Source organism: Legionella bononiensis, from assembly GCF_016786215.1.
In the GTDB taxonomy this organism is placed as follows: domain Bacteria; phylum Pseudomonadota; class Gammaproteobacteria; order Legionellales; family Legionellaceae; genus Legionella; species Legionella bononiensis.
Window position 1 is genome coordinate 249,842 of record NZ_JADOBG010000022.1, and the last position, 16,460, is coordinate 266,301.

Sequence of the window (16,460 nt, forward strand, 5' to 3'; positions counted from 1 at the left end):
TCCTTGTGTTATCTTGGAGATAAATATCGTTCTTTCCCAAATCTTGAGTCAAAATCAATTGCACTGGAAAGCATCTCATCAATTAACTTGGGCATTTCTTCTGATAAGTAAATTCTGGTTGCATTAAAATGGTGAATGAACAATGATTCTCCGACACTTTTTCGCAAAGAGGTTTCTATTTTAGCGCCACTCGGAGATCGAGGTAATGGGGTATTTATTCTGTGTAAATGTGCTTCATAAGATTTAGAAAGCAGACTTAATTTTTCATAATATACAGTACTGATTTCGATCGCCCTTTCTAAACCGGTTAATCCGAGTCTACGGGCACTTTCAATTAATCGAACAGCAGACTCACATGTTTCTAAATTGATTGTTTCAGAATGAGTTTCTACATAAAGTAAACAGCATGCGAGTAAATACCTGCATTTCGCCTTAAGACTATTGATAAAAAAACTTTTATCAGTCGATTCAACATCAATTAAAAGTTGTTTCAGATGATTTATGGCATTTTGAGCAACTTCGATAGAGCGATTTGTAAGTAATTGTTTTTTAATTTTACTGTATGCTTCAGAAAGTTCGGCAGGTGTGCCTTTTTGGCTTTCCATAAAAAGAGCGTGTTTCAATTTTAAATCGATGATACTCGGAGTAGAAGGAGTAGAAGGAGTAGAAGGAGTAGAAGAGGCTGCTTGTGATTGGGTTGAAATACTATGAAAATTGAGCACTGATGTTGATCTTTTCATGAAGTTTCCTACACATATAAAAAGTACGAATATTATACAGTAATATGCTTTTAAATAAAACATGATGGCAATATTAAATTCATTTTAAATTGTATGTGCTTGAAAATTATCAATAAATTCGGTAACCGTCAGCTTGTACCTAGCGCACGATGAGGGTTCCAATAGATATTGAAAAATACATGGATTTCTTAGGGGCTGTTGACAATTACTCTATAACCCCTACGTGGCGCGGCTTGTCGGTGCCATCCAGCAAATCTCTGGATACCGCGGACAAGCCGCGGTACGTCGGCCTTCACGGATAATTAACACAATGAATGGTCAACAGAACCTATATCGAACTGTTTTTATTTATTAACTCACGAGGTGTCTCTACTTCCGTTCATAGATCCTTATATTCCAGGCGCAACGGTCTCGAACTCGATGTTCTTATCGTCTTTCTCGGATTTAAAAGACAATCTATTGCTCAAGGCGCTTTTAATATGCTCATTAAAATCCGGCCTCTCTTGCCAATCTTCGGGAACAAGACTTTTAACATCATCAAACGATATTGCTGCATCAATTAAATACCGGAACAAAGGTAATTCGCTTTTGTCAAAAAATTGATAGCTCTGTTTCTTTCCAGGATTAACCAGATGAGAATATATTTTCAAATATTGTCCAACGAATGAGTGTTCTATAGCAGGAAAGGGTTGATTGGCTATAAGATGCTTGGTTACGCTTTTACCTCCAACGGTCATTCGCAAAAACTCCAACCGATGTTCCTCAGGTAACAGAATTAATATATCTTTTAACGATTGAATACGATATACAGCATGATCCAGTATCGTTTTCCCCTGACTGTCTTTCATTTTTACCGCGTCAATCCTCTGATCCTGGGGAAGTTTCTCTAATACAGTTCTTAACAATTTAGGGGCATTGGGGGTACTGCATAAATAAGGAATTAGTATTCTATATGCTTCACCCCTTTGATCATCAGTTAAGCAATCCCAAATAAGCTCTAATGATTCCGGATATAAAGCAGCGTATTGCAATACAGTTTGCCCTCTTGCATTCCTCATTGTCAGAGCCACAAATAGTTGATCAGGGGTTAATAAATTCACTATGACCTTGAGAGCCGCTGGGTTCTTTAAGGCTAAATACAATACTGTTTCGCCCTTTTGATTCGATGCATTAACTGCTACAGCCCTTGAGTTCGGCGACAGAGGAGTCAGCATGGCAGGCAGAGACCATGGTTTGTCTGCTGATTTATGAAGTGGGGTATCACCCACTTTATTAGATGCCGTAACCACTTGCAGTATTTGATGATCTTCCCTGTATCTTTGCAAAATGAACGTCAGAGATTGCGAATCATCCACAGCGCAATGCAGTACGGTATCACCGTCTTGATTGGGTTCACTTATTGCGTCATACCATGCGATATCGGAATAGTAAGGCGATAAAAATTCTAAATAATCAGCGTTATGTGCCGCTTCATGGAGTACTGTATTGCCTTTCGCATTTTTATGTTGCATATCAACCCCTTCCTGTTCCAAACCTTTGGACAGAATGCCAACATTGTGGCAGCGACTTGATTGTACACAAGCTAAAAGAGGCGTGTTTCTCTGAATATCACAGGTTAAATTAAGGATTGCTCCTTGAGTCAGCAAATAGTCAAAGATCTGAATATATCCCAACTCTGCGGCCCAAAACAATGCCGTTTTCTTTTCAGCATCGTGGTTTTCAATTTTAGCGCCCTTTTCTGCCAGAGTTTTGACCATCTCCAGATCATTATTTTTGGTTGCCGCAATCAGGGGGGTAACCCCGGATTTATGTTTTATCTCCAGGTTCGCGCCACGTTCTATAAGCAGCATAGCGATATCTCGACCTATCTCAATATCCAATCCATATAAAACATTGTCCAAAGTTAACATTAACGCCGTGTAATCGAGAGAATTTTCTTGAATATCCAGATCAATGCCTTGATCAATGACGTGTCGAATTGTGTCAATAGGGTTATTTACGGTGTTTAGGTTATTTACTATAGTGTATATGATTACATGAAGCGCACTTCGTCCCACTTCATTTACAGCATTGATATAAGCCCCGTGTTGAATAGCACTAAAATCGATATACGGATCGCGTTGAATATAGCGATAATTTAGATTATTCAGTTCATTTATATATTTGCGATTAGCATCTACCAGAGCATGGAATTCTTCGATTCGTTCCCCTGCAGCAGCAAGTAGCAATTGAAAAAATGGATTTTTATTGTTGTCTCGGCCAACATGAATCATCAATGCCACAATACGTTGTAAACGTTTATTATCTTTTAGATTCTCAGTTTGACAGAACAAATCATCAAGATAAGGTCCCATTTCACTAGCAATCATCGATTTCAACTCATTAGACTGAACAGCGCCAATCAGAAGAAAAGGCATTTCTTTATGTGCCAGCACATATTGTTCGTCTTCAGAATAAGCGTGCTGACGATGATCCAGGGGATGAATAACAGCAGCAGGAACATTATAAAATGCCGGACAATAACCCTCAGCATCCACATGCCCTGTATGCACATAAGGAACATCATATTGAGTGCACAGCATATGCCCCAAATAACGGAACATATCCTTGATCAGGTTAACATCAACTCTGGGGAACACCGCTATTGTATTCAAACACAAAGAGCCATCATCACCTCGCCATGCCCAGGCATGAGCAATAATCGAGTCTTCAAGTTTTGGTGTGTCTCCATCCTGATGGTATAACACATAAAATCCTCCATTAGGAGAGCTTATGCCATGCTCAGCGGAATCGGTTATGCCATCAAACCGGTCGTAATGAAAAGATGCGGTAATGTTATCAAGACAGGCAGCATAGGCAGCTCCTTCTTCACTGAGCGTATCGAGTTTTTTAAGATAATAACCGGGATAACCAATCTGTTGACCATCAATAAACAGTTCAGGGATGTTCTGACCTCCTGCTCGTTTTAATGAGAAGAATCGGGTAATTTGTTCTTCTTTTCGAATGCCATGGCGTGTCAATATAGCACGTGCGTCATCAGCTTTATTGGAAGTTAACGCGCAAGATTTATCAAAAAACATAAACTGAAGTCCTTTACAATTAAAGAGCGGTAACGATATGCCAAAATATTTAACGAAGCAACATGCTGAATAGGTGAACAGATTAAGCGTCAATAGCGCTACATAGATTCTCAATAAACCTGAGAGTGAGGGGATTTAATAGTATTTATATAGACAGGAACATGTTCCAATGCATGGTGAAAGCCCATGTTAATGCGATCACCACAGTCATTCTTTTAAAACAGAACTTAGAGCTTCTTCATGTACAGAACTTCCTCTAACAAAGCCCCACCCTCATAAAACTCTTCCATTTTGGTTGTGCCAGTAACCTGAAAACCTAAGGATTCATAAAATTTTCGTGCTTGATAATTATCCGATAATACCCAGAGGTAAATGGTTTTATATCCAGAGGATGATAACTCGGATAATGCAGCCCGACAGAGTTTAGTGCCTAATCCCAAACGCCAATAATCAGGATGCAAATAAATGGCACTGATTTCTCCCTTTACCCCGCCGCCATGATCATCCCTGAATGCGCAAATACTGGCAAATCCAACAATTTTATTATGGACTTCAATAACTAATACTTTTACCTTTTGTTTTATAAGGTCTGACCATTGTTGGGTTCGCTCTTCAATTGATAGCTCCTGCAATATGGATTCTGGAATAAATTCTTTATACATTTCCTGCCAGGAACGAATATGATTTTCCGCTATCGCTTTTGCATCTTCTAATGTAGCCATCCTGATAGCAGACGCTAGATTGTTCTTCTTCATAATCAATACTATAAAATTGGAATCACTCAATTTATCATTAATTATCACTATTTATATAAACTTTTCTTCATAAACCGCTTTGCGTCATCTTAATTGAACGATTTTAATACTATCTATGTGCTCAATTAACTGTTCCGCTTCCTTACGGTCGCGGCTCGGTTTTCTTGTACCAATTTTTATTTGTCATGAATCGATGTTGTTCAGAGCTTGCGCTCCTCGTCAAAGGAATCTATTCTTTTAGTATATTTTTCTTTATTTTTTAAAGCGACCTGGAATCGGAACCTGATGATTTCATCAAGAAATTACAATAAATGTTCACCCAACCGGTATCTAATATGTATGAAGAATTTCCATTTGAACATTATTATGCGTTCGTGTGTACAGACAGCGAAAATTCCAATGTCACAAGAGAATTGGGACGAGAGGCGCATGTAGCCCGATTAAACAAATTAAGGGAAGAAGGAAGGCTTTTATTGGCCGGACCTTTGTTAGATGCTCAACATCAGGGAGTCCCAAAAGGAGGATTAATCATCGCACAATTCAACTCACTTCCAGAGGCGGAGGAATGGCTGAAAGAAGAACCTTATCTAAAAGTAAATGCCTATCAGGATGTTACAATCTTTGCCTATAAAAACGTGTTTATTAATTCTGTCCAGGGAATACATCATGACCAGTAAAACCATAATCCTTGTAAAACTGAGCATCTCTTCAGAGAAAGAAGCAGAATTTAATGAATTTTATCATCACATCTACATACCCAAGTTAATGAGGGTGGTTCCAGAACTAGAAACGGCACGACGTTATCAGGAGCATAATGTACAAGGTACACTTCGCTATTATAACAAACAGTTTTTAACCATCTATGAGTGTTCTCCCAATATAGATGCTGAGATTATCCTTGAGGCAATAAGACAACGCCCGGGTCGTGAACAAGAAAAAAAAGAATGGGAACAATTTAAAACCAATGGATTAAATCATTTGGAAAGTGCCTGTATCTACACACAACGTTATCAACATCCACGTGGAACAGGTATGGATCAATTTGGAAGCCGCCCTTTTTTCATGGTCAGTGTTGAAGTAAAACCAGATCAAATGGCTGTTTTTGATGATTGGTATGAACACCACTATTTGCTTAAGAATCTCGCTGATGTTCCCACTTGGACAGGATGTTGCCGATACAGCAGCCAGGGAAGAACACCTTCCAGACAGCTTACCCTGTATGAAGCTCATGATTTAACTACCCTGCAACAGAGCCTTGAATTGATGCGCGCACCCTATCGACTGAAAGAAAATGCCTCTTGGAAGCAATGGGACACTGGAGATAATCCTGTAATTACCTGGGAAGATGCCACCAGTTTCAAACCTATTTTTCGTTTTCCTGACTGAATAAAGCATCATGGGACGTGTTGATTAATCCTACTTAAATTCCTACTCTTCACTGGTTATACGTCATCCTCGCGAAAGCGGGGATCCATGCAACGAATTAGCACCATGCCATATTGTTGCATGGATCCCCGCTTTCGCGAGGATGACGACCTTATAGAAATTGCAAATTTAGATTAGTCAATGCGCATTTTAAACACCTGAGTAGTGCTCAAGAACAAGTAGCAGTACGTCGACATCGAACTGTTCAACCAACCTTATTCCGGTAATGGTATGTACTCTTGATCATCGCCAGGGATTTTCCCAAATGCCCCCTCCTTCCAATCCATTTTAGCCTGTTCAATTCGTTCTTTGTTACTGGATACAAAATTCCACCAAAGATAACGGGGCTCTTCGAGAGCTGAGCCTCCAAGAATAATGACCCTGGAATTCGAAATGGCCTTTATTTTAACCTCAAAGCCAGGTTTAAGAATGAGCATTCTATTGCTACTGTAGCTCGTGCCATCAATCCTGATCTCACCGCTTAAAATATAAAGCGCCCGTTCCTCAATAGTTCCTGGAATACTTATTTGGCCGGATGCCTTAAGTTCGCATTCGACAAACAAAGCATCAGTTTGAGTAACCACCGGTGATTTTAATCCCATCCATTCCCCAGCAATAACCCGTAAATTAATGTCTTTGTTGTCATAATAAGTCGGAATGGTATTACTGGAATAATGGTTAAACGAAGGCTCCATTTCTTCCTTGTTCAAAGGTAAAGCCAACCAACATTGTATTCCCCAAAAGTGCTGTGGATGCAGACGATCTTTTTGAGGAGATCGCTCTGAATGAGCGATTCCCCTTCCTGCCGTCATCAGATTGACTTCACCCGGAACAATCACTTGATGCGTTCCCAATGTATCTCTGTGTTCAAGAACGCCAGAACACAAATAAGTCATGGTGGATAAACCAATATGGGGATGCGGGCGCACATCAATCCCTTTTCCAGTAAGAAATTCTCCAGGTCCCATTTGATCCCAGAAAATAAAAGGTCCGACGGTTCGTTTTTCTCTGGAAGGTAAAACGCGCCCTACCTCAAATCCACCAAGATCAACAGAGCGCGGAATAATCTCAAGATCTATGTGTTGCGGGCTTTTTTTAGTGTCGCACAGAGGTGTCTTTGTTTTGAAATAACTCATAATAGATATCCTTTGATCCTCTTTGTGCGTCATGCTAAAAAACATCTACAGCATCTCAATTGTTTCATTTCAGCACAAATTATATTTAAGTGTATGAATAACTCAGACCATTTGCCAATTTCTCGATCCATTCGAACGAATCACCTAACTCATCTGGATACTGTCACCATTGGAATCAGTGCAGATCGAATACTTAATGATGGATTTATATTGTTAAAGACGGCGTTTCTTCAACGTGGTTAACCTGCGACGTAGCCAAATCATTAACCTGACTCAAAGGCTTAAAGACACTAGCATGTTCAACGAAATAATCAAATGCTTTAATATAAAGCTTATTTTCATCAGGTACGAAACACACCGCATAAGGTTGGCCTTTTCGTAAATCCGGTTTAATTTTTTGAACTGAATTGATAGTGACGCCTTCGGGTAAGATGTTCTTTAGACGAGTTAGATTAAAGTAGCTGGCATTATCCACAACAACAATGTCTATCGTGGAGTCTTTTTGCAATCCTAAATCAGGATTGGTGTATTTGGGTTGCAAATCGAGATAAGCGACTTTGGGAATGCTTGAGATAAACATATTGTCACTTCCACCTGTTACTGAGGAAGGGGAAACATGAAGCATAATATATTGGTTACGGCTATCATGAATTATAACTGTATGACAATTGGTAATTCTAGTAGATAATAGTCGAATGGGGTACTGTTCAGAGTGTCCTGTTTTAACAGGATAACCAACTCGTTTTCTACCAGTTTTATAATATGGATGAAGCAGTTGGGTTACTAGTTCTGTTTTTGGATTATATTGAGCTGCCTTATCAGTACCAAGAGAAATATAACCGGGTTGAATTTGATACTCTGTATCCTGCCTGCTAATTGCTTGCTCTAGAGGACGAGTACTAAAATGCTTATGAGATATCATCGCATCCACATCAAGACGATCACAAATAGTTTTTTGCGCTTTAAATAATTTCATTGGGTATTTAAAATAGTGATCAGTGTCCTTCCACCAGTTAAATTGTTCCAAATTACCTTCAAGACCAGTGATTAATGAGATTCTAAAATAATATTGCATAGCATCTATGAACAGTTCTCTAGTATTGAAGCGCAGATTCGCAGGAAAAAAAACCAAAAATTGATTCAATTGTTCTTGAGTCGTTATTTGATTGTACTCTTTTACTTTCAATTGAACCGCGTAATCAACCAAACTTTTGATGGCTTGATATATAGGCGGATATTCAGTAATTTTTTGTATGGGGGAACTTGCATTCACTCGATTTAAAAATTTTTTTTTCTCAGCAATATCATAAAGTTTTAAAATAAATTCACGTAATAAAGGCAACTCATCAGTGCATTGCTGAATGTGTTCTAATTCAGCCAACAAAATATTCTTTTGAGGAAGAGACGTTTGTTTTTCAATATATTTTGTGACTAAATCATACATTTTTTTACTTCCTTTGAATAAGGGAAAAACAGAAGAGCATCTAGAAATGGTGCATTATCGAGCTTCACTATAAATCACTCAGGATGGGTATTTTATCGTTAAATTACCTTTTTGACTTATTACTAAACAAATCATGACTAATAAATAAATTGTTAAGCTCATATTTGTGCATTAATATTAACATTAGATAAATACTTAAATCTATTGAGATGATGATGAATGATGTTCCTGAAAAAAATTCCCATAAAACCAGAGCTGTAAAAAAGAAGGTAAATCAACTCGAGCAGGACGATCACCAAACCTCAAAATCACAAACACCTCAAAAAAAACACTCTGTAAAACCCGCTTATTTTAAAAACATCAGTGGCTATATTCTTGTCTTGATTGCTACTCTAGGAGTTATATTGACCTCGCCACTGGCTATTTTCAGTGGACTTTTTGGCTTGATCTATGGAGCATTCACTCATAATAATCTTTTAACATCAGGTTTGAGAGGAGCAAAAATTGGCTCTCTGGGTACTGTATATGCGTTCAATCTAGGCCTGGATTTGACTCAGGCAACCGTAGAAACAGAAGATTCGACTACGCCGCAAATCCCTCTATTAATGAACGAAGCAGAGAAGTCCGAATCCGACAGCAATCAGAAACCCATTATTAAGGCATTAGATAATACAGGAACAACTCGTACGTTCAAAACAGGAACAACAGATGTTCAAGATACATTTTTCGCAAAACAACAAGTCAAACCCCAATCAAATCTATTCAAAACTACAGTATCCCATCAGTTCAATAACCCTGAAGACGTTAAAGCGTTCACGGTCACTATAAACCAACTGATAAAGAAGGATGAATCAAATGCTGTTCGCAAAAAAAGAGAGGATGTACCCAAAGTAAAGGAGCCCTATATCGTAAAACTGATTGAAGTAATTAAAAATCCTAAAAGTTCAGATCATGAGTTTTGGGATAGACTGAATCAAATGAGCGATACAGATATTCAAGTATTTGTGGGTAAATTAAGCCCCCTCAAAGGCAAAGGACCTCACAGTTTAAGTGAACTTGATTTTTTATGGCGGCAATTTAATGGTGTTGAATTTGAACCATCGAAAAGAGAAAATAAAAGAAACAAATTTGCGTTGGTGCTTGAGTCTCTCTCCGAAACTCAATTAACAGCGTCTTTTGATTCTCCTGAATTTTTAGGTTTGTTAAACAAAGACGCATACATAGAGGCAGCAGCCAATACCTTAAATCGTAATCAATTGAACGTGTTCGCTTCGGATAATAAAAAACACGACATGCTCAACTCCATGATAAAAAAACTCAGGCCGGATCCTTATTTATTAGGGAAACTTGTTTCAATTATTCCTCATGCCACAGGGAAAGTGAAAACAGCGTTAATAGATCAGATTACCCATTTAGCTCATCCAGCTTCATTTAAAATTGAACTGACCAAATTGGCCGAACATTATATTGCCATGAATACACAACACACTATCCATCATACAGTGCCAGCCGCATCAGTTACCAGGGAGACTGCTCCTTCCAAATGGGCAACGGTCAAAGCTCCGGTTAAGCCGGTATATGCTACTCCGACTGTAGTACTACAAAAAGAGTGGACCGATGAAGCGTTTGCAGCATTCATTCATGATTTAAATGCTACAACTTATCTTATTAATGAGAATAAGCTCATTGAAGATTTGAATACTTTGCCCGCCCATCGAGTTAAAATGATTGCAGAGCGAGCCGCTTCACCAGACTGTAACAATCTGCTCACTCATTTTTGGCGGATCGAAGCAAAGCCGCTAAATCATAAGTCTGACATTGACAACAGAGAACAGCGTCTGAAGATCATCTTACAACACATCACTGAAGATCAATTAATTCAGTCCATCAATGAAAACAAATTTTGGGAAATTTTTAGAAACGTTCAAGAACCATTTTGCAAAATGGCAGCCGGGATATTAACGCCCAAACAATTTGAAACCATTAGTTCTAATTCACCGATCGAAAGACATTCTGATTTTGCAGTACTTATTTCTCAACTGACCAAGGACAGTCCAGCCGAAAAAGAGCGATTTCACCAAATTATTGAGGCGATATTGCCACACACTACTCCGTGGTTAGTTTTAGTGTTGGAACGGCAAATAAAAAGTTTAATTGCAGGAGAGAAACCGCTGTATGAGCGTTTTAACGCAGAATTAAAGCAAAACCTGACTGCATCATTAGAACGACTTGAAGTGAAATTAAAATATCAGAAGGATAACACTTTAAACAAAACAGCAATTGCCCAGCTTCTGGTCGAACCTCATGAACACCAGAATACCTCTCCACGTTTAAGCTCTTAAGGACAAGAAAAAATATTTTTCATTTACCAAATTACCCATGTACTATGTATGTTAAATTAAAAAATGAAACCCACTCAGGACTGATATGGATTGGAATCCCGAAAATTATACTAAGGGAAACTATTTTCAAAATGAAACAAGCGAAGACTTCAGAAAGAGCTTTGAAGTAAAGCCCTTTGGGAGAATTTTAGATGTCGGCTGTGGTGATGGACAATACAGTCGCTTCCTGGCCGATCATTTAAAAAATGGGCACATGATTGGAATCGACAGTTCTGCGGAAATGATCAAGCATGCGAATCACCATTGGGCCTGCAAGACGCTCACTTTTGAACAACACAATATCGAACACTATCAACCAGCAAAGCAATTTGATTTCATTCTTTCTTTTTGGTGTTTGCATTGGACAGACATCAGCCTATCCTTTCCCAATATGTATCATGCTTTGACTGAAGGCGGTAGAATATATGCCTTGTTTTCCTCTTTCTCCAGCAACAGCATCTATAAAACCTGTTATGAATTAGCCAGCCAACATCGCTATCAATTTCTAACGGAACGATACATTAACTCCAGCAATGAATATCAAAATTATTTTTATCATGTTCTAAATACATTAATAAAACTTCCGTTTAAACGATTGAAACTGAATTTAAAAACGACTTATGTTTATTTTCCTGATATCAGTTATTTTAAAAATTTACTGTTAACCCTTCCCTTCATAAAAACGTTTCCACCCAATGAAGTAGACGCTATTATTGAAGATCTCTTAGAAGTGTTCCAGAAACACTGTAATCGCCACTACGGGGGGAAATTATATTATGAAACCCGCCCCATTTATTTAGAAGCGATAAAATAACCATCCGGGGATAAAATGGATTTTAAAATAATGATTGATCCTGAGTTAAACATACCCATGATAGTTAACTCAACTACTGCTAAAAATATCAATCCTGACGCGTTATCTGAGCTTATTCATCAGCATCGACCAGAATTTTTAAAACAACTTGCTGAATACGGAGCTCTTTTATTTAGAGGCTTTGCCTGCCAGGACGTTGACAGTTTTTCAAAAGCTATTGACGCATGCAACCTGGGTATTCGTTGCAGCACTAAAGATTATGAAATCGCACGAACCATATTAGCCAATGAAATATATACCTCCAGCGATCTCCCTGCTCATATTTTTTTGCCCCTTCATCATGAAAAACCGAGAACAAAAAACCCACCAAACCATATCTATTTTTGTTGCAATACTCCAGCTCCGGAAGGTGGGGCAACGCTTCTTGGAAATGCGGGAGCCATTTGGCTGGATATACCAGAAGCGATTCAAAAAAAAATAATGAACTTTGGCATAGTGTACAAGCAATTTTTTCATGGCAAATCGATCAAACAATACCTGATACAATCGATTTTAAACGCCAGCAGTGCCCGAACCTGGATGAACTATTTTGGCACAGAAGAGAAAAAGCAGATTGAAGAACGATTAAAAAATGAGGGTTTGCAATGGAAATGGGTTCATGGTGGTACTGATTTAATTGTCCTCAACTATTTACCTGGAGCGGTACCCCATCCTGTTACCAATCAAACGCTTTGGTTCAATTCAGCAGGTTATTTAAATTTTTATTCCAATTTACTCTATGGTGAATTAAACGCGTTACCGACATACCAATATCTGGTGAATCGGTATCTGATCGCTAAAGACATAGTACCTATAGTATGTCATTACGGTAATAATACCCCTTTTTCTCCCACTGAAATCAATCAAATCAATCAAGTAATTCAACAGCATACCTACCCAATTTATTGGCAGGCGGGAGACTTTATGATCGTTGATAACTTTACCTTTATGCATGGAAAAGAAGCTCACACAGGCGATAGACTATTGTATGCATGTATGACTAAAGCTTAATCGATTACCACGCAAGAAATCCCCTCTATTTCTGAGCCAGTATCAAAGTACAATCATAAAGGGGCTGCTGTTTTTGGGTATTGGGTATTATGATCTTAAAACCTATATCCTCCAACATGGCATGGTATTCCTCTGGCGTTTTCATAATATGTACGGCAAAAGCATCAAAAAAAATGTACCGGTATTCTGCAACAAGGCAAGCCGGATCCGCTTCATCCTTGTAAAATTCGCAAATAGCTACCAACCCTTTCTCAGGTAATGCCTTATAAGCCATTCGCAACAATTTTCTGCATAAAGTTTCATCCCAATCAAACAATATCCGCGAAAACAAAATCAAATCAAATCCTAATGGAAAAGTGTCTTCTTCAATAAAATTTCCCTCTATTACACTCACTTGCCCTCTTAACCGATTCTCTTCAATAGTGTTCCTTGCTAACTCGGCTGAAAGAGGCAAATTGTATACTGAAGCGTGCAAATGAGGATAAGCTTTTACAAAAGCACAGGCCATAGTCCCATCTCCACCCCCGACATCAAGTAGTTTGGTCACCTTGCGGAAATCAATATGATCTAATATACAACGAAGAGGTTGATCTGCTGTATGAGTCATCCAACCCTCAACCTTTTTAACTTCCTCTTCGGTTTTAGGAGGCCAGAACACCTGTTTCCTGATAGGGCCAAAACGTAATACTTCAGTTAAATTTTCATCGGCGATTTCGCTCCAGGATGCAAAAAACATACTCATCCAGTCTTTTCTCTCTCCTTGCAAAAGAGGAATAAACTCATCCGGTAATCGGTATGCCACTTGAGCATCAGCTGTTGTTATTTTTACTAAAAACTGCTCGTCACAAAGAAGATGAAGCCATTTAACCGCCCTTTTGGGCATTAGTCCCAATTGCTCAATAATGTCACGCTCTAAAACACAACTCTGTTGTTCAAACAATGAAAACATGTTGAGCCTAAACATTGCTTCTACCAGTTTAAGTCGTGCGCCCTTAGCGATGAGTGAGAAATAATTCAAATAAAAATCGGCATTATATGTTTTGGGTTCCATTGAAGACTGGGTCTCCTCACGAGACATTCTGCTGTCGCTTTGGGATAACCACTTTTTTAGCCGTGAGATAATCATATAATTCTTAATCGTTCAGTTGGAATAAGGAATATAGAAAATACAAATATTCCACAAATAGTTAAATTAAAACCCCATAAAAGACACATCAATCAATTTAGATAACTCTGTTATTTTTGAGCCAATATCAATGAGGTATAAGAAAACCCAATTTTTGGTTGCGTGTTGGGTATGACTACAGTAAAACCGATCTCCTCTAATATAGCTCGATAACAGGCTGCTGTTTTCATCACATGGGGGGCAAAGTCATCATGAAACAGATAACGATATTCAGATGCGAGACAGCGATCACGATTCTCTTCCTTATAAAATTCACAAATACCTACAAGACCATTTTCAGGTAAACATTGATAGGCCATTCGTAACAATTTTCTATCGACTTTCTCATTCCAGTCAAATAAAACACGGGTAAATAAAATAAGATCAAACCCTAATGGAAAGGCATCATCCTTAATAAAATCGCCCTCATATACGCTGACTCTATCACTTAAACCTTGCGAATCGATATTTTGTCTTGCCAGTTCTGCTGCTTTAGGTAGATTGTAGACTGTAACCTCAATATGAGGATGTACACGAGCAAACTCGCAGGCCATGGTTCCATCACCTCCGCCCACATCCAATACTCTGCTCACCTTACTAAAATCGATTTGCGTCAATATATTCTGTACAGGTTGATCTGCTGTTTTTGCCATCCAGTGTTCAAGCCAGTATGTTTCTTCATCTGTTTTGGGAGGCCAGGATACAGGGACTTTCACTTTACCAAAGCGAAGCACATCAGTTAAATTTTCTTCCGCCCCTACCCTCCAGGTACCAAAAAAGAAACGAATACCCCACCATAAATCACTATTCATAAAGAAGACAAATTCTTTCGGTAATTTATAGGCTGTCTGATAATCTTTGGTTGTAGTTTTAATTAAAAAATGTTCCGAACTCAGCAAATGCAACCATTTCTTTGCTCTAATCGGCATTAACTGCAATTGATCAATAATTTCCTGTTCAGAAACACACTCCTGATGTTCAAACAAGGAAAATATATTGAGATTAAACATTGCCTCCACCAACTTTAGTCGGGCGCCACTGGCAATAAGCGTGAAATAATTATTATAAAAATCGGCATTAGGCCTTGGAGTTACAGGTGCTGTAGATGGAGAAACAGGTTGTTCAATAAAGTCCTGGTCTTCTCCTTTGGTAAACCATGCTGTGATCCATGACTTTATCATAGGTTCATTAATAAATAGTGCGATAATTCAGGATATTAAAAAATATCCTGTTTCGCAATCCACGATTTTAAAATATTCATGGGCGTCCTTTAGTTCTGTATTCTAATTTGAACGCAAGTGCTAAATTCAGGCACACAACTGCTCTCTTCCCCCTTTTTTAAGGGAGAAGGGTTGGGGATGAGGGGTTCTAAACAACTACACAATCCACTTTCACGCTAACCCTCCCTTCTCCCTTTTAAGGGAGAAGGGCTGGGGATGAGGAGTTCTAAACAACTACACAATCCACTTTCACGCTAACCCTCCCTTCTCCCTTTTAAGGGAGAAGGGTTGGGGATGAGGGTTTCTTATCAACTGGCCCCCCTCAAGCAAACTTAAAATACGCTCCATTACACCTTGAATATTGCTAAAGACTTCATTATTCCAGACACGCATCACTCGATAACCAACTGCTTCCAAATCCTTGGTGCGTTGGTGATCATATGCTTCAGCAGCCATATGTTGACCACCATCTACTTCAATTATTAATTTGCTCTCTCGACAAACAAAATCCGCAATATATTGACCAATAACCTGTTCGCGTACAAATTTATAACCACCCAATCTTCTGTTTCGAAGATAGTACCACATACGGTTTTCTGCATTCGTTTGGTTTTTTCTTCGGTTCCTTGCGAGTTCTTGCATCATGTTCCTGATATTTTATTTAGATTCCATTAAGAGGTTTGTTGTGCTGCATTAGTATATCAAATTTATTTATATTATTTAAAACCCTCATCCCCGGCCCTTCTCCCTTAAAAGGGAGAAGGGAGAGTTGCGTTCAAATGATTTGAGTGATACCGGCACACAACCCTCCATTCTCCCTTTTAAGGGAGAAGGGCTGGGGATGAGGGTTTCTAAACAACTGCACAATCCATTTACACACTAACTCTCCCTTCTCCCTTTAAGGGAGAAGGGCTGGGGATGAGGGGTTCTAAACAACTGCACAATCCATTTACACACTAAACCTCTCCTCTCACTTTTAAGAGAAAAGGATCATTTTGTGCTTGAATTTATTTCTCAACACTTAAAAATATTCTTATAAATCAATAACACGTTCATTTCCTCATCTATGCCTTGATGGTTTATAATTGATATGAGAATATCTATTTTTTCTTTAGAATTAATACAATCAACACGCACAGACGATGATAGGGATTGATCGTCCTTACGACTTATTATTTCTGTCAGTACCGCCTCTACGGCCATGCAATATAGAGTGTTCAGGCATTACAGGGAGCAAAAGGTGTTAAAAA

13 protein-coding genes are annotated in these 16,460 nt (G+C 38.6%); 5 read left to right on the forward strand and 8 right to left on the reverse strand.

All coding sequences use genetic code 11. From position 1 onward, the window contains the following. Positions 1-8: 8 nt before the first annotated feature. From IZU94_RS14815 to IZU94_RS14825, 3 genes are all read right to left on the reverse strand, one after another. A complete protein-coding gene (locus IZU94_RS14815; protein ID WP_203112255.1) occupies positions 9-740 on the reverse strand; it encodes a hypothetical protein in 732 nt (243 codons plus the stop codon). 389 nt (positions 741-1,129) lie between these two features. Next, complete coding sequence (locus tag IZU94_RS14820; RefSeq protein WP_203112257.1) at positions 1,130-3,820, reverse strand: ankyrin repeat domain-containing protein; 2,691 nt, start codon at positions 3,818-3,820, stop codon at positions 1,130-1,132. A gap of 227 nt (positions 3,821-4,047) precedes the next feature. Then, positions 4,048-4,575: a GNAT family N-acetyltransferase gene (locus tag IZU94_RS14825; protein WP_238400503.1), complete on the reverse strand. Its 528-nt coding sequence runs from the start codon at positions 4,573-4,575 to the stop codon at positions 4,048-4,050. A gap of 335 nt (positions 4,576-4,910) precedes the next feature. Between IZU94_RS14825 and IZU94_RS14830 the strand changes: the two genes are divergently transcribed. Together IZU94_RS14830 and IZU94_RS14835 are read left to right on the forward strand one after the other, a co-directional pair. Continuing rightward, positions 4,911-5,252, forward strand: a complete 342-nt coding sequence (locus IZU94_RS14830; protein ID WP_203112259.1) for a YciI family protein — start codon at positions 4,911-4,913, stop codon at positions 5,250-5,252. Next, positions 5,242-5,961, forward strand: a complete 720-nt coding sequence (locus IZU94_RS14835) for a hypothetical protein (protein WP_203112261.1) — start codon at positions 5,242-5,244, stop codon at positions 5,959-5,961. The genes IZU94_RS14830 and IZU94_RS14835 overlap by 11 nt, the downstream gene beginning before the upstream one ends. Before the next feature lie 254 nt (positions 5,962-6,215). Here IZU94_RS14835 and IZU94_RS14840 read toward each other — a convergent pair whose 3' ends face one another. Next, positions 6,216-7,136: a pirin family protein gene (locus tag IZU94_RS14840; RefSeq protein WP_203112263.1), complete on the reverse strand. Its 921-nt coding sequence runs from the start codon at positions 7,134-7,136 to the stop codon at positions 6,216-6,218. A 205-nt stretch (positions 7,137-7,341) separates the two neighbouring features. Then, positions 7,342-8,580 (reverse strand): hypothetical protein, encoded by a 1,239-nt coding sequence (locus IZU94_RS14845; protein ID WP_203112266.1) that lies wholly within the window; start codon positions 8,578-8,580, stop codon positions 7,342-7,344. A gap of 209 nt (positions 8,581-8,789) precedes the next feature. Between IZU94_RS14845 and IZU94_RS14850 the strand changes: the two genes are divergently transcribed. The 3 genes from IZU94_RS14850 (at position 8,790) to IZU94_RS14860 (ending at position 12,825) form a co-directional block, all read left to right on the forward strand. Then, on the forward strand, positions 8,790-10,922 hold the full coding sequence (locus IZU94_RS14850) for a hypothetical protein (protein ID WP_238400715.1): 2,133 nt from the start codon (positions 8,790-8,792) through the stop codon (positions 10,920-10,922). An 85-nt stretch (positions 10,923-11,007) separates the two neighbouring features. Continuing rightward, entirely contained in the window at positions 11,008-11,775 is a 768-nt protein-coding gene (locus tag IZU94_RS14855; protein ID WP_203112269.1) for a class I SAM-dependent methyltransferase, read from the forward strand. A gap of 15 nt (positions 11,776-11,790) precedes the next feature. After that, a complete protein-coding gene (locus IZU94_RS14860) occupies positions 11,791-12,825 on the forward strand; it encodes a TauD/TfdA family dioxygenase (RefSeq protein ID WP_203112279.1) in 1,035 nt (344 codons plus the stop codon). A gap of 25 nt (positions 12,826-12,850) precedes the next feature. Here the strand turns inward: IZU94_RS14860 and IZU94_RS14865 are convergent, their stop codons facing one another. The 3 genes from IZU94_RS14865 to IZU94_RS14875 all read right to left on the reverse strand — a co-directional run bounded on the left by IZU94_RS14865 (position 12,851) and on the right by IZU94_RS14875 (position 15,855). Further along, positions 12,851-13,951: a methyltransferase gene (locus tag IZU94_RS14865; protein WP_203112282.1), complete on the reverse strand. Its 1,101-nt coding sequence runs from the start codon at positions 13,949-13,951 to the stop codon at positions 12,851-12,853. Positions 13,952-14,061: 110 nt separating this feature from the next. After that, the gene (locus IZU94_RS14870; RefSeq protein ID WP_203112285.1) at positions 14,062-15,171 is read right to left on the reverse strand and encodes a methyltransferase; all 1,110 of its coding nucleotides are present in this window, start codon (positions 15,169-15,171) and stop codon (positions 14,062-14,064) included. Positions 15,172-15,459: 288 nt separating this feature from the next. Then, positions 15,460-15,855, reverse strand: coding sequence for an endonuclease domain-containing protein (locus tag IZU94_RS14875; RefSeq protein WP_203112288.1), 396 nt, complete (start codon positions 15,853-15,855; stop codon positions 15,460-15,462). Between the last annotated feature and the right edge of the window lie 605 nt (positions 15,856-16,460).